Genomic DNA, 21,045 nt, shown 5'->3' on the forward strand with positions numbered 1-21,045 from the left:
CAGGGCCGCCCGGCTGCTGCATCGTCCGCGGCGGGCGCCCCTGCGGAGCCCCTTTCCCTCCCTGTAAGCCAAGCGGAATGGTGACGACACCATGATTGCGGAACGGATCGGCCGGCTGGTGCGCGGCGTTTCTTTGTGGCTGGTGCTGGCCTTGTGGCCGGTGATGCTGGCGGTGAGCCCGGCATCGGCGCTGGAGCCGTTCGCCACATCGAGTCTGAGCGTGGAAACCGCGTCGGGGCGGGTCTTCCACTTTACGGTGGAACTGGCGCTGACACCGCAGCAGCAGGCGCAGGGGCTCATGTTCCGTCAGTCGATGGCCCCCGACGCCGGGATGCTGTTCGTCTACAATCATCCCCAGCCCGCGGCGTTCTGGATGAAGAACACGCTGATTCCCCTGGACATGCTGTTCATCGCTTCCGATGGCCGGGTGGTGAATATCCATGACCGCGCCGTTCCCCATTCCGAAGACGCGATCCGGTCGGATGGGGCGGTTCTGGGCATTCTGGAAATCAACGGCGGGCTGGCCGGCCGCCTGGGTATCCGTCCGGGCGACCGTGTGCGCCACCCGGTGTTCGGCAGCGCCCCCTGAAAGATGCGGCACGATTGATCATGTGCCTGTCAACGTTAGGGATTGCTTGCCCCCGCTGCCGGGTTCGTGTATCTGACACCCACGGCATCGGGGCGTAGCGCAGTCTGGTAGCGCGCCAGTTTTGGGTACTGGAGGCCCCCGGTTCGAATCCGGGCGCCCCGACCAGCAGACGGCATACCATCGTCGGCGATTCCCGCCATGATGGGTCCGCTTGTGGGCCAATGGGAAAACCAGTGCAAGAAACGTAAGGAGACGCCGCCCATGCAGGTTCGGATCTATCAACCGGCTAAGACGGCCATGCAGTCCGGGCGGGCGAAGACTCATTACTGGCTCTTGGAATACGAAATCGAAACCCCCCGCCGTCCCGAACCGCTGATGGGCTGGACGTCTTCGGGCGACACGCTCAACCAGGTCCGCCTGCGCTTTGAAAGCGCGGCGGAGGCCGTGGCCTTTGCGGAGAAGAAGGGGTGGGATTATGCGGTTCAGGACGCCCCCGTCCGCCGCGTGCGCCCGCGCAACTACGCCGACAATTTCCGTCTGGACCGGCCCTCGCGCTGGTAAGGCGGGTTCACGACGGCAGGCCCCTTAGCTCAGTTGGATAGAGCAGCCGCCTTCTAAGCGGCAGGTCGCTGGTTCGAATCCAGCAGGGGTCGCCACCGTCCGCTGGACAGCAACAGAAAAACGGCACGCCGTGATTGCGGCGTGCCGTTTTTCTTTGCCCGTTTCGCGGGCTATTGTTTGGCTATTTATTCAAATACAAACAAAAATTGCATTTCTTCTGACCAATCTCCTCGCCAGCGGATTTGTGGTTTTATTTCAATATGATCGGCGAAACAAGGAAAGAAAAGAATACCATTGTATGGATTTTAAATTTGATAAATCCGCCTGTATGTTGCCTTGTATGATCTAAGCCATGATATTTATTATCAATTTATCAAATTTGTAACGCGGGGGGTTGATAGCGGGCAAAAATTATGAGATCCCTAGTGATATAAGATAAGATCTAGATGATTATTCTCTATGCTCTTTTCGGTAGAGTCACTTGATGGTTCAGTTTTGTTTTGTGTTTTTGTTGTCGGTTTGGTTGAATTATTGATTTTTCAACGAGTATTTGGTGTGTTCAGTTGTGTTTTAACAACTTGCAAAGTTGATATTTTTTGATCGCGTTGTTTTTCGTCTCTTCCGAGAACGAAAGTCTGCCTTGTACGAACACGCAAGAAGCAACCGATCCATCATGGGAAGTGGGGCTGTGCCATGGTCTGGTTTTATTGCTGAAGAGGCGACACGGCCGCCCTGCATCAGAATGGTGCCGATCGTCCATGAACGGAATATCACCGCCTGTCATGCTGGGCCTTACCGCGGCGTTGCCATGACGGGGTGATTGCCGATGCCGCGCGGAATCCGCGGCGTTTGACCAAAGGAGAAAATGGCATGGATGCCGTTGAAAAGCTCACGAACCTGGATCTGCGCTTCATCGTCGATCAACTGGCCCAGCAGGGGATCGAGCGGGAACGGGCCACGCAGGCCACCGAAAAATACCGCCTGTTCCTGATGGCCGCCGCCAGGAATCCGCCGACGCCGCTGGTCCCCACCAAGGAGGTCGATGCCGCGTGGCACACCCACATGCTGAACCCGCTGCGGTACGTTACCATGTGCCAGGAGATTTTCGGCCACATCCTGGATCACGACCCCACCGTCTATGGCACCGAAGCCTATGAGCGGGCTTGGACTGAGACGCGCGCGTTGGTGGCCTATGGTGCTGAAATGCCGGAAAGCCCCTATGGGGTGAAGGCTGACGGTGCCGCGTGCTATTTGTCCCAGCCGGCGGCGGTGAAGGCCGAGGGTGCGGCCTGCTACCTGTCCCGGCCGGTGGCGGTGCAGGCCGAGGGTGCGGCGTGCTATTTGTCCCAGCCGGCGGCGGTGCAGGCCCAAGGGGCGGCGTGCTACCTGTCCCGGCCCGTCGGCACGGCGTAACAAAGCCACGGAGAACGCCCGGCCCGCAGTCTGCTGATGGGGCGGCGGGCCGTGCCGGCGCGATGTGTTCAAAGAGGGGTAATGTGCGGGGTGGCAGAGCATAAATCGGGTTCTGCCTCCCCCATCCATCCTCCATGCCAGGAGCCGATGTGACCCAAGGCACACCGTCTTAAAAGCTCTTTTTTTCAAGGAGAATGGTTGGCTGGGGCGCCAGGATTCGAACCTGGGAATGGCGGTACCAAAAACCGCTGCCTTACCGCTTGGCGACGCCCCAACGCTTGAGGTGCGGCACCATAATCAGAATGGCCGGGCGGTGCAACACCCAAAATGCGGGAAAATCATCGGTCTGCCTCCTGCCCGTTCGACGGGGCGGCCAGAACCCGGCGGGACCATGGGCCGTGCCCCGTCGTCTCCAGCACCCGCCATCCCCGGTGGGTCAGGGTATGGGAAAGCAGGCGGTTCATCCACCCATGCCCGGCCAGAAACACCGGTCCCGCCGCCACCGCGTCTTCCAGAACGGTGCAGGCCTGGGCGGCCCGGTCCCGGACGGCGGCGGCACTCTCACACCCGCCGGCGCCCGCCAGCCAGAGGGCGCGGGCCACAACGGTCCAGGCCACCATGGGAAGATGGAGTGGCAGGGATGGGACCGGAAGCGGGGCTTCGTCAAACAGGGGCAGGGAGCGGGCCGGGCGTCCGGGCGCCAGCACCGCCGCCGAGGCCAGCGAGCGGGGCAGAGAGCTTGCAAACACCGTCGCGGAGCCACCGGCCAGCGCCGCCAGATCCGGTGGTGGCGGGCGCGATGGGTCCAGCGGCGCCCGGTCATAGGCGGCCAAGAAATCCCGGAACGCGGCCGGGCCGCCAAAGCGCCGGGTGGACGGAGCCACCCGGCCATGGCGGGCCAGAATGATGATCCGGCGATCCGTGGAACCATCCATGGAGCCAGCGGTGCCCGTCACACGTCGATGTCGCTGACGAACTTGGCATTGTCCTGAATGAACTGGAACCGCAGTTCGGGGCGGCGGCCCATCAGGCTTTCCACCAGCGACCGGGTGCGGTCGGCCTCGGCCTTTTCCTCGGGATCGGCGGGGTTGGGCACCACCACCCGCAGCAGCGTGCGCCGCGACGGGTCCATGGTGGTTTCCTTCAACTGCTGCGGCATCATCTCGCCCAAGCCTTTGAAACGGCTGATGTCCACTTTCTTGCCCTTGAACAGCCGGGCCATCAGCTCGTCCTTGTGGGCGTCGTCGCGGGCATAGAGCGACTTGCCCCCGTGGCTCAGACGGTAGAGCGGCGGCAGCGCCAGGTAAAGATGTCCCTGATGAATCAGATCCGGCATTTCCCGGTAGAAGAAGGTCATCAGCAGCGATGCGATGTGGGCGCCGTCCACGTCGGCGTCGGTCATGATGATGACCCGCTCGTACCGCAGCTTGTCGGTGGAGAAATCCTTCCCCACGCCGCAGCCCAGCGCCTGCACCAGATCGTTCAGTTCCTGGTTGGCCTTCATCTTGTCGGCGGACGCGCTGGCCACGTTCAGGATCTTGCCGCGCAGGGGCAGGATGGCCTGGGTCTCGCGGTTGCGCGCCTGCTTGGCCGAGCCGCCCGCCGAGTCACCCTCCACCAGGAACAGTTCGGTGCCGTCGGCGTTGTTGCGGGAGCAGTCGGCCAGCTTCCCGGGCAGGCGCAGGCGGCGGGTGGCGGTCTTGCGCGCCGTGTCCTTCACCTGCTTGCGCCGGGCGCGCTCCTCGGCCTTTTCGATCAGACGTTCCAGCAGCGCGTTGGCGGCGGCGGGATCGCCGGACAGCCAGTGGTCGAAGTGGTCCTTGACCGCCGCTTCCACCAGCTTCTGCGCTTCCTGCGTGACCAGCTTGTCCTTGGTCTGGCCCTGGAAATGGGGTTCGCGGATGAACACCGACAGCAGCACGCAGCATTCGCCGATCACGTCGTCGGCGGTGATCTGCCCGGCCCGCTTGTTGTTGGTCAGCTCGCCATAGCCCTTCACCCCGCGGGTGAGCGCCGTGCGCAGGCCCGCCTCGTGGGTGCCGCCCTGGGGGGTGGGCACGGTGTTGCAATAGGTGTGGGAGAAGCCCTCGTCATCCTCCGGCCATGCCACCGCCCATTCCACGCGGCCCTGGCCGTTGGGGAACTCCACCTCGCCCGCGAAGGGGGAGGGGGTGAGGGTCTTGCGCCCCTTCAACGCCGCGGTCAGGTAATCGCGCAGGCCGCCGGGAAAATGCAGAGTCTCCTGCGCCGGCGTGGCGGCGTCGGAAGCCAGCAGAACCGGATCGCAGCTCCAGCGGATTTCCACGCCGCGAAACAGGTACGCCTTCGACCGTGCCAGCCGGTAGAGCCGGTGGGGTTCGAAGCGGGCCTGTTCGCCGAAGATCTCGGGATCGGGGTGAAAGCGCACGGTGGTGCCGCGGCGGTTGTTGACGGCACCCTGGCGGGCCAGCGGCCCCTGGGGTGCGCCGCGGCTGTAATCCTGGGTGTAGAGCTGGCGGTCGCGCGCCACCTCGACCCGCAGCTTGTCGGTCAGCGCGTTCACAACCGACAGCCCGACGCCGTGCAGGCCGCCCGACGTCTGATAAACCTTATTGGAGAACTTGCCGCCCGAATGCAGCGTGGTCAGGATCACCTCCAGCGCCGATTTGCCGGGGTACTTGGGGTGATCGTCCACCGGGATGCCGCGGCCGTTGTCGCGCACCGTCACCGTGCCGTCGGATGCCAGCTCCAGGTCGATGCGGCTGGCGAAACCCGCCACCGCCTCGTCCATGGCGTTGTCCAGCACCTCGGCCACCAGATGGTGCAGGGCGCGGTCGTCGGTGCCGCCGATATACATGCCGGGGCGGCGGCGCACCGGTTCCAGCCCCTCCAGAACCTCGATGTCCTGGGCGGAGTAAGTGCCATCGGTGCGGCCGGTGTTCTCGAAAAGATCGCTCATGGGGTGATAATAGGAATATCGTCTTGTCAACGCAAGCGGCAACCGGTCCGGCAGACATGCGGCCCGGCATGGTCTGGATGTTGTATAGACCGGCACCCATGTTTTGTCGGCGCTTTTTTCGGGAAGGATGTTGCATGAGCGAAAATTTGTCCGGCGAGACGGTGCCGCCGGAGATCATGGAAAGCCTGGACAGCGGCCCGGCCCTGCGCACCATCGCCATGCCGGCGGACGCCAATCCCAACGGGGACATCTTCGGCGGCTGGATCCTGTCGCAGATGGATCTGGCCGGGGCCGTCGCTGCCAAGCGTGTGGCCAAGGGCCGTGTCGCCACCGTGGGCATCGAGGCCATGAGCTTTCACCAGCCGGTGCTGATCGGCGACGAGGTGAGTTGCTTTGCCAACGTGGTGCGGGTCGGCCGCACCTCCATCCAGGTACGGGTTGAAACCTGGGCGCGGCGCCCGTCGCGGCCCGGCGCGGCGGGGGAGGTGGTCAAGGTCACTCAGGGTCTGTTCACCTTCGTCGCCATCGACGACCAGCGCCGCCCCCGCCCGGTGCCGGCGGACAAGCCTACTCTTTAAGGAGGTGTGCCGGTGGGGCCGCCGGGCAGGGGGCGGGTGGCCTCGCTGCCGGACATGCCGGTGGGGCCCGGCGTTCCGGGGGAATTGACGCGGGGCTGTGCCTCCACCGTCGGTGCGGGCGTGGTGCTTTGGGCCGCGGGCGGCGGGGTGGCGGGTGTTTTCTGATCGCTCTCGTCACACGCGGACAAGGCGAGCCCAAGCGGAAGCAGGGCTGCAAGCCAAAGGGGGCGTCTCATCGGATCACTCCTCGGATCATGGTTTGACTGGTTGCTTCCCAACAGGGCCGGCGGGCAAAAATTGCCGATGCTTGGGCAAAATTTGCCCGTTGCTCATAAAATTGCCATCTCGTCTTTTGCAATGCCGTAACCTAAAGTTATAGCAGCCTCCTGTTCTCTCCGGTTTCTTCGGATTTCCGTTGACGGCTTGGCCGTAACATGATTCCATCCGGTCCATGACGCTGATGACATCCATGACCGACGTTCTGGCCCGCGCGGCCAGGAGCGTGCTTCGCCAGGTGATCGGGCCTGCGATCGGGGCTTCGATCGTGGCCTACTTCATCTATTACGCCGTTCAGGGTGACCGGGGGGTCATCGCGTTGCGCCATCTCCAGTCGGAAATCACCGAAGCGCAGAAAGTCCTCGACGATGTGAAGGGCGAGCGGATGCGCATGGAACGCCGCGCCCAGCTTCTGCGCGACGACAATCTGGACCCCGACATGCTGGAAGAACGGGCCCGCGCCATGCTGAACCTGACTCACCCAAACGAGGTCATCGTTCCGCTGCCGGCTCTGCCGAAAGAGGCCGATTCGCAGGCGGCGCCAAAGCCGCTCGCCAAGAATTAACTCGAATACAGTTAAAAGAAGCCGCACAAGGCCCCGAGGAAGCGCCCCGAGAAGCATCAGGAAATCAGCCGATTAACCGATACCGGGTTAATCTGAATTTTTCTATATAGAACAGCACCTTGCAGACCCGTTGCTTGTCAGGTAGGTTTCGCGGCGCTTAACTCTCGCAATCAAGATGCGGCGGCCGGATTCCCTTGGGTGCACAAGGTTCCCCCGCCCGCCGCGCACACGCTAGGGGGGAGAACCCATGGCAGCGTCACGAAGCCGCAAGGCGCCGAACGAGACCGCCGCGCCGGCCGAAGCCGTCACGCACGACGAGCTTCTCGGCTATTACAAGGAAATGCTGCTGATCCGCCGTTTCGAGGAAAAGGCCGGCCAGCTTTACGGCATGGGCCTGATCGGCGGCTTCTGCCACCTCTACATCGGCCAGGAAGCCGTGGTGGTGGGTGTGCAGGCGGCGCTGAACCCCGGTGACACCGTGATCACCAGCTACCGCGACCACGGCCACATGCTGGCCTGCGGTATGGATGCCAAGGGCGTGATGGCCGAGCTGACCGGCCGCCGCGGCGGGTATTCCAAGGGCAAGGGCGGCTCGATGCACATGTTCAGCCGCGAGAAGAATTTCTACGGCGGCCACGGCATCGTCGGCGGTCAGGTGCCGCTGGGCACCGGGCTGGCCTTCGGTCACAAGTACCTGAAGGACAACGGCGTTTGCACCTGCTATCTGGGGGACGGCGCCGTTAACCAGGGTCAGGTTTACGAAAGCTTCAACATGGCGGCGCTGTGGAAGCTGCCGGTTGTCTACATCATCGAGAACAACAAGTATGCCATGGGCACCTCGCAGGAGCGAGCCTCTGCGGGTGAACTGCACCAGCGCGGTGCGGCGTACGGCATTCCAGGGTATCAGGTGAACGGCATGGACGTCCTGGACGTCAAGGCCGCCGCCGACGAATGGGTGGATTGGGTGCGCGCCGGCAACGGCCCCGTCATCCTGGAGATGAAGACCTACCGCTACCGCGGCCACTCCATGTCCGACCCGGCCAAGTACCGCACCAAGGAAGAAGTCGAGAAGATGCGGACCGAATCCGATCCCATCGACCGGCTGAAGAAGATCCTTCTGGAGCGCGGTGTGGCCACCGAGGAGTCGCTGAAGGAGATCGACCGCGAGGTCAAGGCCGTGGTGTCGGAATCGGCGGAGTTCGCCCAGCAGAGCCCCGAACCCGATCCTTCGGAGCTGTACACCGACGTCCTCATCGAGGGCTGAGCGCAACAACCGCGGATTTCCCGCGGGTGGGGCGCCGGGCCGTGAAGGCCCCTGAGCCGCCCGCCTGCGGACGGAGGAAGCTATGCCGATCGAAGTGCTGATGCCGGCCCTGTCGCCCACGATGACCGAGGGCAAGCTGGCCAAATGGGTCAAGAAGGAAGGTGACGCGGTGAAGTCCGGCGACGTGATCGCCGAGATCGAAACCGACAAGGCCACCATGGAAGTCGAAGCGGTGGACGAAGGCCGCATCGGTAAGATCCTGGTCGCCGAGGGCACCGAGAACGTGGCGGTGAACACCCCCATCGCCGTGCTGCTGGAAGAGGGCGAGGACGCCTCGGCCATCGCCGGCGGCGAAAAGCCCAAGACCGCGGCCCTGCCGTCGGTGAAGGGCGACGAGGCGCCCGCCGCCTCCACCCTGCCGGCCACCCCGGCCAGCGGGCCGGCGGCCCCGCCGCCGTCGGACGAGGACAAGTTCTTCGAAAAGACCGTCAAGCGCACCGTGCGTGAAGCGCTGCGCGACGCCATGGCCGAAGAAATGCGCCGTGACGAAAAGGTCTTCGTCATGGGTGAAGAGGTCGCCCAGTATCAGGGCGCCTACAAGGTCACCCAGAACCTGCTCCAGGAATTCGGCCCCGACCGCGTGATCGACACCCCGATCACCGAATATGGCTTTTCCGGTCTGGCCGTGGGTGCGGGTTTCAAGGGTCTGCGGCCGGTCGTGGAATTCATGACCTTCAACTTCGCCATGCAGGCCATCGACCACATCATCAATTCGGCGGCCAAGACCCTTTACATGTCCGGCGGTCAGATGGGGTGCCCCATCGTGTTCCGCGGTCCCAACGGGGCGGCGGCCCGCGTGGGTGCGCAGCACTCGCAGGATTATGCCTCGTGGTACGCCCATTGCCCGGGCCTGAAGGTGGTGTCGCCCTATTCGGCGGCGGATGCCAAGGGCCTGCTGAAGGCGGCGATCCGTGATCCGAACCCGGTGGTGTTCCTGGAAAACGAAATCCTCTACGGCCAGTCGTTCGACGTGCCGGAGAGCGAGGATTTCATCGTTCCCATCGGCCGGGCCAAGATCGTGCGCGCCGGCAAGGATGTGACCATCACCGCCTATTCCCTGATGGTCGGCCACGCGCTGGCCGCCGCGGAAGCGCTGGCGAAGGAAGGCATCGACGCCGAGGTCATCGACCTGCGCACCATCCGTCCGCTGGACGTCCACACCATCGTGGAAAGCGTGAAGAAGACCAACCGGCTGGTGTCGGTGGAAGAAGGCTGGCCGGTGTGCGGCATCGGGTCGGAAATGGCGGCCATCGCCATGGATCACGCCTTCGACCATCTCGACGCCCCGGTGGTGCGTGTGCATGGCGTGGACGTTCCCATGCCCTACGCCGCGAACCTGGAAAAGCTGGCGCTGCCGCAGGTCGAGCACATCGTCGCTGCGGCCAAGAAAGTGCTTTATCGCGGTTGAGGAGACGGGACCATGCCCATTCGCATTCTGATGCCCGCCCTCTCGCCCACGATGACCGAGGGCACTTTGGCCAAGTGGCTGAAGAAAGAGGGCGACGAGGTGAAGTCCGGCGATGTGATCGCCGAGATCGAAACCGACAAGGCCACCATGGAAGTCGAAGCGGTCGATGAAGGCCGCATCGCCAAGATCCTGGTTGCCGGCGGAACCCAGGGGGTGGCGGTGAACACCCCCATCGCCATCCTGCTGGAAGAGGGCGAGGACGCCTCCGCCCTCGACGCGGCGGAAGCAGCGCCCAAGGCCGCCCCGGCCCCGGCGCCCACCGCGGCGGCGGCTCCCGCCACTGTTGCTCCGGCCCCGGCCCCGGCGGCGGCTGCCCACGGCGGCGGTAGCCGTGTGTTCGCCAGCCCGCTGGCCCGCCGTCTGGCGGCGCAGGCCGGCATCGAGCTGTCCGCCGTGAAGGGCTCCGGCCCCAACGGCCGCATCGTCAAGGCCGACGTGGAAGCCGCCAAGGCCTCCGGCGTCACCAAGGCCCCGGCGGCTGCACCCGCAGCCTCTCCGGCTCCGGCTCCGGCTGCAGCCCCGGCCCCCGTCCCGGCGGCCAAGCCGGCGGGCGTGGACGCCAAGGATCTCTCCGACAAGCTGGGCATGCGCTACAAGGCCATTCCCAACACCGGCATGCGCAAGACCATCGCGCGCCGCCTGTCGGAAGCCAAGCAGACGGTTCCGCACTTCTACCTGACCATCGACTGCCAGCTCGACGCGCTTTTGAAGGTGCGCTCGGAGCTGAACAGCCGGTCGGACGCCTACAAGCTGTCGGTCAACGACTTCGTGATCCGCGCCGTGGCCCTGGCCCTGAAGAAGGTGCCCGCCGCCAACGCCGCCTGGACCGACGAGGCGATCCTGCAGTACGACCACGCCGACGTGTCGGTGGCGGTGGCCACGCCCACGGGCCTGATCACCCCCATCATCAAGGCGGCGGAGGGCAAGGGCCTGGCCCAGATCTCCAACGAGATGAAGGATCTCGCCAAGCGCGCCCGCGACGGCAAGCTGAAGCCCGAGGAATTCCAGGGCGGCACCTTCTCCGTCTCCAACCTGGGCATGTTCGGCATCCGTGAGTTCGCGGCGATCATCAACCCGCCCCAGGGCTGCATCCTGGCGGTCGGTGCCGGCGAACAGCGCCCCATCGTGAAGGATGGTGCGCTGGCCGTCGCCACCATGATGAGCTGCACCCTGTCGGTGGACCACCGGGTGGTCGATGGTGCCGTGGGGGCGGAATTCCTGGCCGCCTTCAAGGGCCTGATCGAAGATCCCCTGAGCATGCTGCTCTGACGGTTCGACGATACCTGACGACAACCCATCGGGGGATTTTCCATGGCCGACATGAACTATGACGTCATCGTCATCGGCGGCGGTCCGGGCGGGTATGTGGCGGCGATCCGCGCCGCCCAGCTCGGGCTGCACACGGCGGTGATCGAACGGGAAAACCTGGGCGGTATCTGCCTCAACTGGGGCTGCATCCCGACCAAGGCGCTGCTGCGCTCGGCGGAAGTGCTGCGGCTGATGAAGCACGGGAAGGATTACGGCCTGTCCGCGGGCGACATCTCCTTCGACCTGGCCAAGGTCGTGGAGCGGTCGCGCAAGGTGGCCGCCCAGCTCAACGGCGGCGTCAAGCATCTGCTGAAGAAGAACAAGGTGACCGTCATCGACGGTCACGCCACCCTGCTGGGCAAGGGGCAGGTGAAGGTGGACAAGGGCGGGGCGCCGGTCGGCACCTTCGGCGCCAAGAACATCATCATCGCCACCGGTGCCCGCGCCCGCACCCTGCCGGGTCTGGAAGACGACGGCAAGCTGGTGTGGACCTACCGCAAGGCCATGACGCCGGACACCCAGCCCAAGTCGCTGCTGGTGATCGGCTCGGGCGCCATCGGCATCGAATTCGCCAACTTCTACAACGAGTTGGGGACCAAGGTGACGGTGGTGGAGGTGATGGACCGCATCCTCCCCGCCGAGGATGCCGAAATCTCCGCCTTCGCCCGCAAGGCCTTCGAGAAGCAGGGCATGCGCATCATCACGGGCGCCAAGGCCGGCAACCTGCGCAAGACCGCCGATAACGTCACGGTCGCCATCGACACCAACGGCAAGGTCGAGGACGTCACCGTTGACCGCGTGATCCTGGCCGTCGGCATCTCCCCCAACACCGAAAATCTTGGCCTGGAAAACACCAAGGTGAAGACGGACCGGGGGCACATCGTCACCAACCAGTGGTGCGAGACCGACGAGCCCGGCGTCTATGCCATCGGCGACGTGACCGGTGCCCCCTGGCTCGCCCACAAGGCCAGCCACGAAGGCGTCATCTGCGTGGAGAAGATCGCCGGGCAGCACCCGCACCCGCTCGATCCCCGCTCGATCCCCGGCTGCACCTATTCGCACCCGCAGGTGGCCTCGGTCGGCCTGACGGAGGCGAAGGCCAAGGAAGCCGGGTACGAGATCAAGGTGGGCCGCTTCCCCTTCATCGGCAACGGCAAGGCCATCGCGCTCGGCGAAGCGGAGGGGCTGGTCAAGACCATCTTCGACGCCAAGACCGGCGAGTTGCTGGGCGCCCACATGATCGGGGCGGAGGTGACCGAGATGATCCAGGGCTACACCATCGCCCGGACGCTGGAAACCACCGAGGCCGAGCTGATGCACACCGTCTTCCCGCATCCGACCCTGTCGGAAATGATGCATGAAGCGGTCCTTGATGCCTATGGCCGGGCGATCCACTTCTGAGTACACTAGCTCGGTGGTTGGTTTTTCAGGTCGCCGATGAGCAGCAGCAAGGCCACGGCCTTCGATCAGGATTTCTACGCCTGGACCCAGGAGCAGGCGGCGGCCCTTCGCCGGGCCGCCGCCGACCGGGTGAATCTGCCCATCGACTGGGAAAACCTGGCCGAGGAAGTTGACAGCATGGGACGGGGTGAGCGGCACGAAATCGAGCATCGCTTGACGGTGCTTCTCACCCATCTCCTGAAATGGTTCTGTTGTCCCGACCTGCGGGACCGATGCGAGCGCCCGTGGCGCCTGATCATCCGCGAGCAGCGGCGGATGATCGTCAAGAGGCTGGCCGACAGCCCGAGTCTGCGTCCCTTTGCCGCCGCGGCCTTTGCCGAGGCCTACCGCAACGCCCGCGGCGATGCCGCCGACGAAGCGGAGGCCGACATCCGTTCATTTCCGCCCGATCCGCCGTTCTCGCTTGACGAGGCGCTCGATCCGGCTTATCCGCCCGACCTGTTTCCGCCGGAATGGCGCGGGTGACCGCCGCTCCGGCTTAACACGCGCGCCGGCCCATGGAGCCGGTGCGCTGGGAGTTCATGACGCCATGACCGTTCCGCCGTCCGATACCCTGGTGCCGCCGACCTCCAAGGAACGCCACCCGGAAAAGGCTCATAAGCCCGACAACCCCGTCGCGCGCAAACCGGCCTGGATTCGCGTGAAGGCCCCCACCAGCCCGGAATACGCCGAAACCCGCAACCTGATGCGGGGGCTGAAGCTGAACACGGTGTGCGAGGAAGCGGCGTGCCCCAACATCGGTGAATGCTGGAAGAACAAGCACGCCACCTTCATGATTCTCGGGTCCATCTGCACCCGCGGCTGTGCCTTCTGCAATGTGGAAACCGGGCGCCCGGACAAGCTGGACCCGCACGAACCCGACAATGTGGCCCAGGCGGTGGGGGAACTGAAGCTGTCCCACGTGGTGATCACCTCGGTGGACCGTGACGATCTGGACGACGGCGGGGCCGATCATTTCGCCCGCACCATCACCGCCATCCGCCAATCCTCCCCGGACACCACCATCGAGATCCTGACCCCCGACTTCCAGAAGAAGCCCGGCGCCGTCGAGACCGTGGTGGCCGCCCGGCCCGACGTGTTCAACCACAATCTGGAAACCGCCCCGCGGCTCTATCCCACCATCCGGCCGGGGGCGCGTTACTTTACGTCGCTCCACCTGTTGGCCACGGTGAAGGAGATCGACCCGACGATCTTCACAAAGTCCGGCATCATGGTCGGCCTGGGCGAAACCAAGGAGGAGGTGGCGCAGGTCATGGACGATCTGCGGGCGGCCGACGTGGATTTCATCACCATCGGCCAGTACCTGCAGCCCACGCCCAAGCACGCCGCCGTCGATCGGTTCGTGACACCGGAGGAGTTCGAGAGCTATACCCGTCTGGCCAAGGCCAAGGGGTTCCTGATGGTGTCGGCATCGCCGCTGACACGCTCGTCCCACCACGCCGGCCGTGATTTCGCGCAACTGAGGGCCAACCGCGCCGCCAAGCTGGCGGCACAGGGCCGCTAACCGGGGACAAGGACGGGGCAGGGATGCCGACGCACGCCGAGAAGAAGGTTTTGCCGTACACGCCGGAGCAGATGTATCGGCTGGTGGCAGACGTTGAGCGTTACCCGGAATTCCTGCCCTGGTGCCTGGCCGCCCGCATCCGCCGGCGGGAAGGCACGGTGTTCTTCGCCGACCTCATCATCGGTTTCAAGATGATCCGGGAGCGCTTCACCTCCCGCGTTGCCCCCGACGAGGCGCAGTGCCGCATCGATGTGCAGTACACCGACGGCCCGTTCCAGTACCTGAACAATCACTGGATCTTCCTGCCCCACGCGGGCGGCGGGTGCGAGGTCGATTTCTTCGTGGATTTCGAGTTCCGCTCGAAGATGTTGCAAAAGGTCATGGGGATGCTGTTCAACGAGGCGGTGAAGCGCATGGTTCATGCCTTCGAACAGCGCGCCGAGCAGCTTTACGGCGGCGGGGCGGCATCCCCCGCCTGAACCCCGTCGTCTTCAGCGGAGACCCGTGGCCGGGCGGGCCTTGCGCAGCCGCTCCAGGGCGGATTCCAGGGCGGCCAGCCGCACGGCGTTGCGGTCACCGGCAAAGGTGTATTCCTTGTGCTTGGCCGGGCCGCGGCGCACGGCGGTGGCGATGTAGACGCGCCCCACCGGTTTGGTTTCCGTGCCGCCGCTGGGGCCGGCGATGCCGGTGATCGCCACCGTCACGTCGGCCTTGGACTTCGCCAGCGTTCCCACGGCCATGGCGACAGCCACCTCCGGGCTGACGGCGCCGTGGGCCATGATCAGGCTGGGCGGCACCCCCAGCATTTCCGATTTCGCCACGTTGGAATAGGTGACGAACCCGCGGTCCAGCACCTTGGACGAGCCGGGAATGTCGCTGAGCGCCCCGGCGACCAGTCCGCCGGTGCAGGATTCCGCGGTCGCCACCATGTAGCCGGCAAACTCGTACTCGGCCAGCAGCGCCGCGGCCAGTTGGCGGATGTAATCGGGGTACACGCGCTGAACCCTCCCTTGATATTCGGCTTTTTATTTTTGTTCAGGCAATCGAACCGTTGCCACAGCTTGCGCGGCGATGCCCTCGCCGCGCCCGGTGAAGCCCAGCCGTTCGGTGGTGGTGGCCTTTACGCTGACCCGCGACGGGTCCAGCGCCAGCAACTCCGCCACCCGTGCCACCATGGCGGCGCGGTGAGGGCCGACCTTGGGCCGTTCGCAGACGACCGTCACGTCCACATGCGCGATGCGCCCGCCGCGGGCGGCCACCAGACCGGCGGCGTGGCGCAGGAACCGGGCGCTGTCCGCCCCCTTCCATTGGGGGTCGGAGGGGGGGAAGTGGCTGCCGATGTCACCGTCGCCGATGGCGCCCAGCAGCGCGTCGGTCAGGGCGTGCAGCGCCACGTCGGCGTCGGAATGGCCATCCAGCGTGTGGGTGTGCGGCACCTTGACGCCGCACAGGAACACCTCGTCGCCGGGGGCGAAGCGGTGGACGTCGAATCCGGTGCCCACCCGCACGTCGGTCAGGCTCTGGTTCAGCAGGCGTTCGGCGCGGGTCAGGTCGTCGGGGGTGGTCACCTTGATGTTCTCCTCCCGTCCGGGAACGATGGACACGGCCAGCCCGGCCCGTTCGGCCACCGCGGCGTCATCGGTCAGCTCCAGCCCCGCTGCGGCCCGGTGGGCGGCCAGGATATCGGGGAAACGGAATCCCTGGGGGGTTTGTGCCCGCCACAGCCCGGCACGGTCCACGGTGCCGGCGACGGTGCCGCCGTCCGCCCGTTTCAGCGTGTCGATCACCGGCACGGCGGCGACGGCGCCGGGGGTGTGGTCAAGGGCGGCGATGACGGCGGCGATGGTCTCGGCGGCGATGATCGGGCGGGCGCCGTCGTGGATCAGCACCCGGTCCGGTGGGCAGGGCAGGGCGGCCAGCCGCTCCAGCCCATGGCGCACCGAGTCCTGCCGGCTGGCCCCGCCGGGGACCGGTTCGGGCAGGTCCAGCCCCGCCGTGGCCGCGTCGTACAGATCCCGGTGGCCGGGGTTGATGACCGCCAGCACCGTGCCGACGCCGGGATGGGCGGTGAAGGCGCCGATGGTGCGCCGCAGCACCGCGCAGCCGCCCAGAGTGTGGTATTGTTTGGGGCGTCCGGGTCCGAACCGTTGGCCGCTGCCGGCGGCGACGATCAGGACGGCACACGTTGGGACGGCACGGGATGGTTGGGCGGAGCACGCGGTCATGGTGAAAAAGGCGGGCCTTCGATAATTGCCGTCTTGACGGGACCGGCAGGGAGCCTAGCCTGTCCCCCGCCGTTCGCCAAGCCTGCCGGCGTTTTCCCGGCCCGGCCCTTACCGGAGACGATCAGGTCCGCCTCATGTCGAATTCCCTTGTCTTCAGCCTGACGGCCCTGCTGACCCTGGTTCCCGCCGCCCTGTTTCCGTTCCGCTCCATCGCGGGGACGCACGGGCAGGGGCGCACCCCCGCCTTCTGGGGTGCCCTGCTGCTGGCCGCCACCGGACCGGTGGTTTGGTCGGCGGTGCAGGTGGGCGCCCGCTGGCAGACGGGCCTGACGGCGGCGCTGTGGGTCACGGTGGCGGCGTGCATGGTGCTGTTCGTGATGCTGTCGGTTCTGACCCGCTCCGTCTGGCGGCTGACGCCGCTGTTGCTGCCCTATCTCCTGGTGGTGGCATCCCTTGCCACCGCCACGGCGGGCGGGCGGGAACCGGCGCTGCACGGCGGTGCGCCCAGCCTGTGGATCGACATCCACATCGGCGTGTCGGTGGTAACCTATGCCCTGCTGACGCTGGCGTCCATGGCGTCGCTGGCGGCGTTTCTTCAGGACCGGGCGCTGAAGGCCAAGCGGCCCACGGCGCTCACCCGCTTCCTCCCGCCCATGCGCGACAGCGACCGGATGCAGGTGCGCCTGCTGGGCGCGTCGGAGGCGGTGTTGGGCCTGGGGCTGGCGACGGGCATGGCCGTGCTGCATTATGAGCAGGGGATTTTGCTGCGCCCCGACCATAAAACCCTGTTCTCCTTTGCCACATTCGCGGTCATCGGCGGCCTTTTGTTTGTGCACGCGCGCACGGGCATCCGGGGACGCACCGCCACGCGGATGATTTTGATTGCCTACCTTTTGCTCACGCTTGCCTATCCCGGCGTCAAATTCGTCACCAGCGTGCTTATGTCCTGACAGGGATTGTGGGTAAAGCCGATTGTTCTGGGCATTTTGTGGGCAATGGCCGCACGCTGCCGCTTGCGTAAGCGCAAAACCCTGTGCTAGCTTTGCACAAATAGACGGCAGCATTTGTTCTGCCCATCTTTTTTGCAGCGCTGAATGACCCTATCCATCGGCCCTATCACGCTTTCCGATCCGGTCATCCTGGCCCCCATGTCGGGGGTGACCGATCTTCCTTTCCGCCGTCTGGTCAAGCGCATGGGCGCCGGTCTGGTGGTATCGGAGATGATCGCCAGCCAGGCGATGATCCGCCAGAACCGCGAGACGTTGCGGCTGGTCTCCACGGTGCCGGAAGAATTCCCCATGGCGGTGCAGCTTGCCGGCTGCGAGCCCGAGGTGATGGCCGACGCCGCCCGGCTGAACCAGGACCGCGGGGCCGCCATCATCGACCTGAATTTCGGCTGCCCGGTGAAGAAGGTGGTCAACGGCTTCGCAGGGTCCGCCCTGATGCGCGACGAGCGGTTGGCCGGGCGCATTCTGGAGACGGTGGCCAAGGCGGTGTCGATCCCGGTGACGCTGAAGATGCGGCTGGGCTGGGACGACGGCAACCGCAACGCCCCGGCGCTTGCGCGCATTGCCCAACAATGCGGCATACGGATGATCACCGTGCACGGCCGTACCCGGATGCAGATGTACACCGGCTCCGCCGACTGGGCCGCCGTCCGCCCGGTGGTGGAGGCGGTGGACCTGCCGGTGGTGGTCAACGGCGACATCGCCGACACGGCGGACGCCCGCCGGGCCATGGAGCAGTCGGGGGCCGCCGGGGTGATGATCGGCCGCGGCGCCTGCGGCCGTCCATGGCGGCTGGCCCAGGTCATCCACGGCCTGCGCACCGGGCGGGAGGCGCCCGAGCCCCCGCTGGACGAACAGCTTGCCGTGCTGCTGGAACACTACGAGGCGATGCTGGCCCATTACGGCATCGAGCACGGGCTGAAGGTCGCCCGCAAGCACATCTCCTGGTACACGAACGGCCTGCCGGCCTCGGCGGATTTCCGCAACGAGGTCAACAGGATCGCCGATCCCGCCACCGTGCGGGACCGCATCCGCGCCTTTTATGGCCCCCTGATCGAAAGGATGGCTGCCTGATGCCGCGCACCGCCACGCCGCGTTCCGCCATGCCGATGGGGCGCCGCACCCCGCACCCGCCGTTCCGTGGAGGTGACGTGGACCCGTCCGCCGTTCTCAATTCCCTGCCCGATCCGGTGCTGGTGGTCGATGGCGCGGGCGAGGTCCGCTATGTGAACCTTGAGGCGCAGGAGTTCTTCGACCTGTCGGCCACCATGCTGCAGGGGATGCCGCTGGCCTCCCTCCTGCCGCCCGACAGCCCCGTTCTGGGCATGGTGGGGCAGGTGCTCCAGGGCAGCCGCAGCGTGTCGCAGGAGGGGGTGATGATCGACACCCCCCGCATCGGCCAGCATCTGGTGACGGTGCAGGCGGGGGCCATGGGCGACGGCTCCGACATGGTGCTGGTGACCATTTACGAGCGCACGCTGGCCCGCAAGATCGACAATTCCTTCACCCACCGCAGCGCCGCCCGGTCGGTGACCGCCATGGCCGCCATGCTGGCGCACGAGGTGAAGAATCCCCTGTCCGGCATCCGTGGTGCCGCCCAGTTGCTGGAGGAGGGCGTGGGGGAGGAGGACCGCGTTCTCACCCGCCTGATCTGCGACGAGGCCGACCGGATCGTGGCCCTGGTCAACCGGATGGAGGTGTTTTCCGACAAGCGCCCGCTGGAGCGCAGCGCGGTCAACATCCACACCGTGCTGGAGCATGTGCGCAAGGTGGCCCAGACCGGCTTCGCCCGGCACATCCGCTTCATCGAGCGCTACGACCCGTCGCTGCCCCCGGTTTACGGCAACCGCGACCAGTTGGTGCAGGTTTTCCTGAATCTGGTCAAAAATGCGGCAGAAGCTGCCCCCGAACAAGGCGGTGAGGTGGTTCTGTCCACCGCCTATCAGCACGGGGTGCGCATGGCGATGCCCGGTGGGGACACCCGCATCCACCTGCCGCTCCTGGTGTCGGTGCAGGACAACGGGGATGGAATCGCCGACGACCTGAAGGAAAGCCTGTTCGACGCCTTTGTGACGACAAAGGTCAATGGAACTGGCCTGGGGCTTGCATTGGTAGCGAAAATCATCGGCGACCACGGCGGCGTCATCGAATTCGACAGCCAGCCGCGCCGGACCGTCTTTAAGGTGTCGCTGCCCATGTATGACGAAAGCTTTGAGGCGAACCGGGTGCCGTTCTACGGGGCGGGTCCGCGCGGCGGGCGGGGAAGCCGCTGATGCCGGGGGCGACCATTCTTGTTGCGGATGACGACCGCGCCATCCGCACGGTTCTCACCCAGGCCCTGGCCCGTCTGGGCTATGACGTCCGCACCACCGGCAACGCCGCCACGCTCTGGCGCTGGGTGGCCGACGGGCAGGGGGATCTGGTCATCACCGACGTGGTGATGCCCGACGAAAACGGCCTGGATCTGGTGCCGCGGATCAAGAAGATCCGCCCCGAACTGCGCATCATCGTGATGAGCGCGCAGAACACCCTGATCACCGCCGTCAAGGCGGCGGAGCGGGGGGCCTTTGAATACCTGCCGAAACCCTTCGACCTGAAGGAACTGGTTTCGGTGGTCGAGCGGGCGCTGAACGCCCGCCAGCCGCAAGCCGACCTGTCGGCGGAAGGCGACGAGGGGGACGAGCAGCTTCCCCTGATCGGCCGCTCCCCCGCCATGCAGGAAATCTACCGTGTCCTTGCCCGTTTGATGGGCACCGACCTGACCGTGATGATCACGGGCGAGTCCGGGACGGGCAAGGAACTGGTCGCCCGCGCGCTGCACGATTACGGCAAGCGCCGCAGCGGCCCCTTCGTCGCCATCAACATGGCGGCGATCCCCCGCGAACTGATCGAATCGGAACTGTTCGGCCATGAAAAGGGCGCCTTCACCGGCGCTACCAACCGCTCCACCGGGCGGTTCGAGCAGGCCCAGGGCGGCACGCTGTTCCTCGATGAGATCGGCGACATGCCGCTGGAGGCACAGACCCGCCTTCTGCGCGTGTTGCAGGAGGGGGAATACACCACCGTCGGCGGGCGTACCCCCATCAAGACCGACGTGCGCATCATCGCCGCCACCCACCGCGACCTGCGCACCCTGATCCGCCAGGGGCTGTTCCGCGAGGATCTGTTCTACCGCCTGAACGTGGTGCCCATCCGCCTGCCGCCGCTGCGCGAGCGCACGGAGGACGTGGCGCTGCTGGTCCGTCATTTCCTGAACCACGCCACGTCCCAGGGGCTGCCGGCCAAGAGCATCGACCAGGCGGCCATGGACCGCCTGCGCCGCTACCGCTGGCCCGGCAACGTGCGCGAGCTGGAAAACCTCGTCCGCCGTCTGGCCGCCCTCTATTCGCAAGAGGTGATCACCGTCGATGTGATCGAGGCGGAACTGGCCGACGCCGCCCCCCAGGCCCCCCAGGTGGAGGAGGCGCCCAGCGAGGGGCTGAGTTCGGCGGTCGAACGCCATCTGAAGGATTATTTCGCCGCCCACAAGGACGGCATGCCGTCCAACGGCCTTTACGACCGCATCCTGCGCGAGGTGGAGCGGCCCCTGATCTCCCTCAGCCTCTCGGCCACGCGGGGCAACCAGATCAAGGCCGCGCAACTGCTGGGCCTGAACCGCAACACCCTGCGCAAGAAGATCCGCGAACTGGACATCCAGGTGGTGCGCGGACTGAAGTGACGGTTTCCCCCTTGCCCCGCCGGGGGGAGGGTGATCGCTCCGGGCCGCCCCTGTTGCATCCGGGGGTGGCGGCGGTGCCATAAGGCAACAAAAATCGCCCCGGAAGCGTT

20 protein-coding genes and 3 tRNA genes are annotated in these 21,045 nt (G+C 65.8%); 18 read left to right on the forward strand and 5 right to left on the reverse strand.

The genetic code is table 11. The features are described 5' to 3' along the window. Positions 1–91: 91 nt before the first annotated feature. The 5 genes from M2352_RS10290 to M2352_RS10310 all read left to right on the forward strand — a co-directional run bounded on the left by M2352_RS10290 (position 92) and on the right by M2352_RS10310 (position 2,563). A complete protein-coding gene (locus M2352_RS10290; protein WP_264664402.1) occupies positions 92–589 on the forward strand; it encodes a DUF192 domain-containing protein in 498 nt (165 codons plus the stop codon). A gap of 88 nt (positions 590–677) precedes the next feature. Further along, positions 678–754, forward strand: a tRNA-Pro gene (locus M2352_RS10295). Between the two features lie 96 nt (positions 755–850). Continuing rightward, positions 851–1,150, forward strand: coding sequence for an ETC complex I subunit (locus M2352_RS10300; RefSeq protein ID WP_264664403.1), 300 nt, complete (start codon positions 851–853; stop codon positions 1,148–1,150). Between the two features lie 18 nt (positions 1,151–1,168). Then, positions 1,169–1,245: transfer RNA gene (locus M2352_RS10305), tRNA-Arg, on the forward strand. A 775-nt stretch (positions 1,246–2,020) separates the two neighbouring features. Next, on the forward strand, positions 2,021–2,563 hold the full coding sequence (locus tag M2352_RS10310) for a glycine-rich domain-containing protein (RefSeq protein ID WP_264664404.1): 543 nt from the start codon (positions 2,021–2,023) through the stop codon (positions 2,561–2,563). A 199-nt stretch (positions 2,564–2,762) separates the two neighbouring features. Here the strand turns inward: M2352_RS10310 and M2352_RS10315 are convergent. The 3 genes from M2352_RS10315 to parE form a co-directional block, all read right to left on the reverse strand. Next, positions 2,763–2,837 (reverse strand) — tRNA-Gln (locus tag M2352_RS10315). Between the two features lie 64 nt (positions 2,838–2,901). Next, the gene (locus tag M2352_RS10320; RefSeq protein ID WP_264664405.1) at positions 2,902–3,498 is read right to left on the reverse strand and encodes a histidine phosphatase family protein; all 597 of its coding nucleotides are present in this window, start codon (positions 3,496–3,498) and stop codon (positions 2,902–2,904) included. A gap of 17 nt (positions 3,499–3,515) precedes the next feature. Next, positions 3,516–5,501, reverse strand: coding sequence for a DNA topoisomerase IV subunit B (parE, locus tag M2352_RS10325; RefSeq protein ID WP_264664406.1), 1,986 nt, complete (start codon positions 5,499–5,501; stop codon positions 3,516–3,518). Positions 5,502–5,635: 134 nt separating this feature from the next. Between parE and M2352_RS10330 the strand changes: the two genes are divergently transcribed. The 9 genes from M2352_RS10330 to M2352_RS10370 all read left to right on the forward strand — a co-directional run bounded on the left by M2352_RS10330 (position 5,636) and on the right by M2352_RS10370 (position 14,464). After that, positions 5,636–6,079 carry an acyl-CoA thioesterase gene (locus M2352_RS10330; protein WP_454464564.1) on the forward strand — a complete coding sequence of 148 codons (444 nt, stop codon included), beginning with the start codon at positions 5,636–5,638 and terminating at the stop codon, positions 6,077–6,079. Between the two features lie 469 nt (positions 6,080–6,548). Continuing rightward, positions 6,549–6,920: an FtsB family cell division protein gene (locus M2352_RS10335; protein ID WP_264664407.1), complete on the forward strand. Its 372-nt coding sequence runs from the start codon at positions 6,549–6,551 to the stop codon at positions 6,918–6,920. A gap of 247 nt (positions 6,921–7,167) precedes the next feature. Continuing rightward, entirely contained in the window at positions 7,168–8,184 is a 1,017-nt protein-coding gene (gene pdhA, locus M2352_RS10340) for a pyruvate dehydrogenase (acetyl-transferring) E1 component subunit alpha (protein WP_264664408.1), read from the forward strand. 82 nt (positions 8,185–8,266) lie between these two features. Next, complete coding sequence (locus tag M2352_RS10345) at positions 8,267–9,652, forward strand: pyruvate dehydrogenase complex E1 component subunit beta (protein ID WP_264664409.1); 1,386 nt, start codon at positions 8,267–8,269, stop codon at positions 9,650–9,652. 12 nt (positions 9,653–9,664) lie between these two features. Further along, the gene (locus tag M2352_RS10350; protein ID WP_264664410.1) at positions 9,665–10,981 is read left to right on the forward strand and encodes a pyruvate dehydrogenase complex dihydrolipoamide acetyltransferase; all 1,317 of its coding nucleotides are present in this window, start codon (positions 9,665–9,667) and stop codon (positions 10,979–10,981) included. Between the two features lie 42 nt (positions 10,982–11,023). Further along, positions 11,024–12,421 carry a dihydrolipoyl dehydrogenase gene (gene lpdA / locus M2352_RS10355; protein WP_264664411.1) on the forward strand — a complete coding sequence of 466 codons (1,398 nt, stop codon included), beginning with the start codon at positions 11,024–11,026 and terminating at the stop codon, positions 12,419–12,421. A 36-nt stretch (positions 12,422–12,457) separates the two neighbouring features. After that, on the forward strand, positions 12,458–12,946 hold the full coding sequence (locus M2352_RS10360; RefSeq protein WP_264664412.1) for a DUF29 domain-containing protein: 489 nt from the start codon (positions 12,458–12,460) through the stop codon (positions 12,944–12,946). 64 nt (positions 12,947–13,010) lie between these two features. Next, the gene (gene lipA / locus M2352_RS10365; RefSeq protein WP_264664413.1) at positions 13,011–13,985 is read left to right on the forward strand and encodes a lipoyl synthase; all 975 of its coding nucleotides are present in this window, start codon (positions 13,011–13,013) and stop codon (positions 13,983–13,985) included. Positions 13,986–14,008: 23 nt separating this feature from the next. Then, entirely contained in the window at positions 14,009–14,464 is a 456-nt protein-coding gene (locus tag M2352_RS10370) for a type II toxin-antitoxin system RatA family toxin (protein ID WP_264664414.1), read from the forward strand. A gap of 12 nt (positions 14,465–14,476) precedes the next feature. Here M2352_RS10370 and M2352_RS10375 read toward each other — a convergent pair whose 3' ends face one another. Both M2352_RS10375 and M2352_RS10380 read right to left on the reverse strand, forming a co-directional pair. Continuing rightward, positions 14,477–14,980 carry a CinA family protein gene (locus M2352_RS10375; RefSeq protein ID WP_264664415.1) on the reverse strand — a complete coding sequence of 168 codons (504 nt, stop codon included), beginning with the start codon at positions 14,978–14,980 and terminating at the stop codon, positions 14,477–14,479. A gap of 30 nt (positions 14,981–15,010) precedes the next feature. Then, a complete protein-coding gene (locus M2352_RS10380) occupies positions 15,011–16,210 on the reverse strand; it encodes a bifunctional 2-C-methyl-D-erythritol 4-phosphate cytidylyltransferase/2-C-methyl-D-erythritol 2,4-cyclodiphosphate synthase (RefSeq protein ID WP_264664416.1) in 1,200 nt (399 codons plus the stop codon). A gap of 134 nt (positions 16,211–16,344) precedes the next feature. Here M2352_RS10380 and M2352_RS10385 point away from each other — a divergent pair, with 134 nt between their 5' ends. From M2352_RS10385 to ntrC, 4 genes are all read left to right on the forward strand, one after another. Beyond that, positions 16,345–17,160: a cytochrome C assembly family protein gene (locus tag M2352_RS10385; RefSeq protein ID WP_264664417.1), complete on the forward strand. Its 816-nt coding sequence runs from the start codon at positions 16,345–16,347 to the stop codon at positions 17,158–17,160. A gap of 144 nt (positions 17,161–17,304) precedes the next feature. Then, positions 17,305–18,291 (forward strand): tRNA dihydrouridine synthase DusB, encoded by a 987-nt coding sequence (gene dusB, locus M2352_RS10390; protein ID WP_264664418.1) that lies wholly within the window; start codon positions 17,305–17,307, stop codon positions 18,289–18,291. Positions 18,292–18,326: 35 nt separating this feature from the next. Beyond that, a complete protein-coding gene (locus M2352_RS10395; RefSeq protein ID WP_264665333.1) occupies positions 18,327–19,490 on the forward strand; it encodes a two-component system sensor histidine kinase NtrB in 1,164 nt (387 codons plus the stop codon). Then, positions 19,490–20,935, forward strand: a complete 1,446-nt coding sequence (gene ntrC, locus M2352_RS10400) for a nitrogen regulation protein NR(I) (RefSeq protein ID WP_264664419.1) — start codon at positions 19,490–19,492, stop codon at positions 20,933–20,935. The genes M2352_RS10395 and ntrC overlap by 1 nt, the downstream gene beginning before the upstream one ends. The last annotated feature ends 110 nt before the right edge of the window (positions 20,936–21,045 follow it).

This window comes from Azospirillum fermentarium (genome assembly GCF_025961205.1).
GTDB lineage: Bacteria > Pseudomonadota > Alphaproteobacteria > Azospirillales > Azospirillaceae > Azospirillum > Azospirillum fermentarium.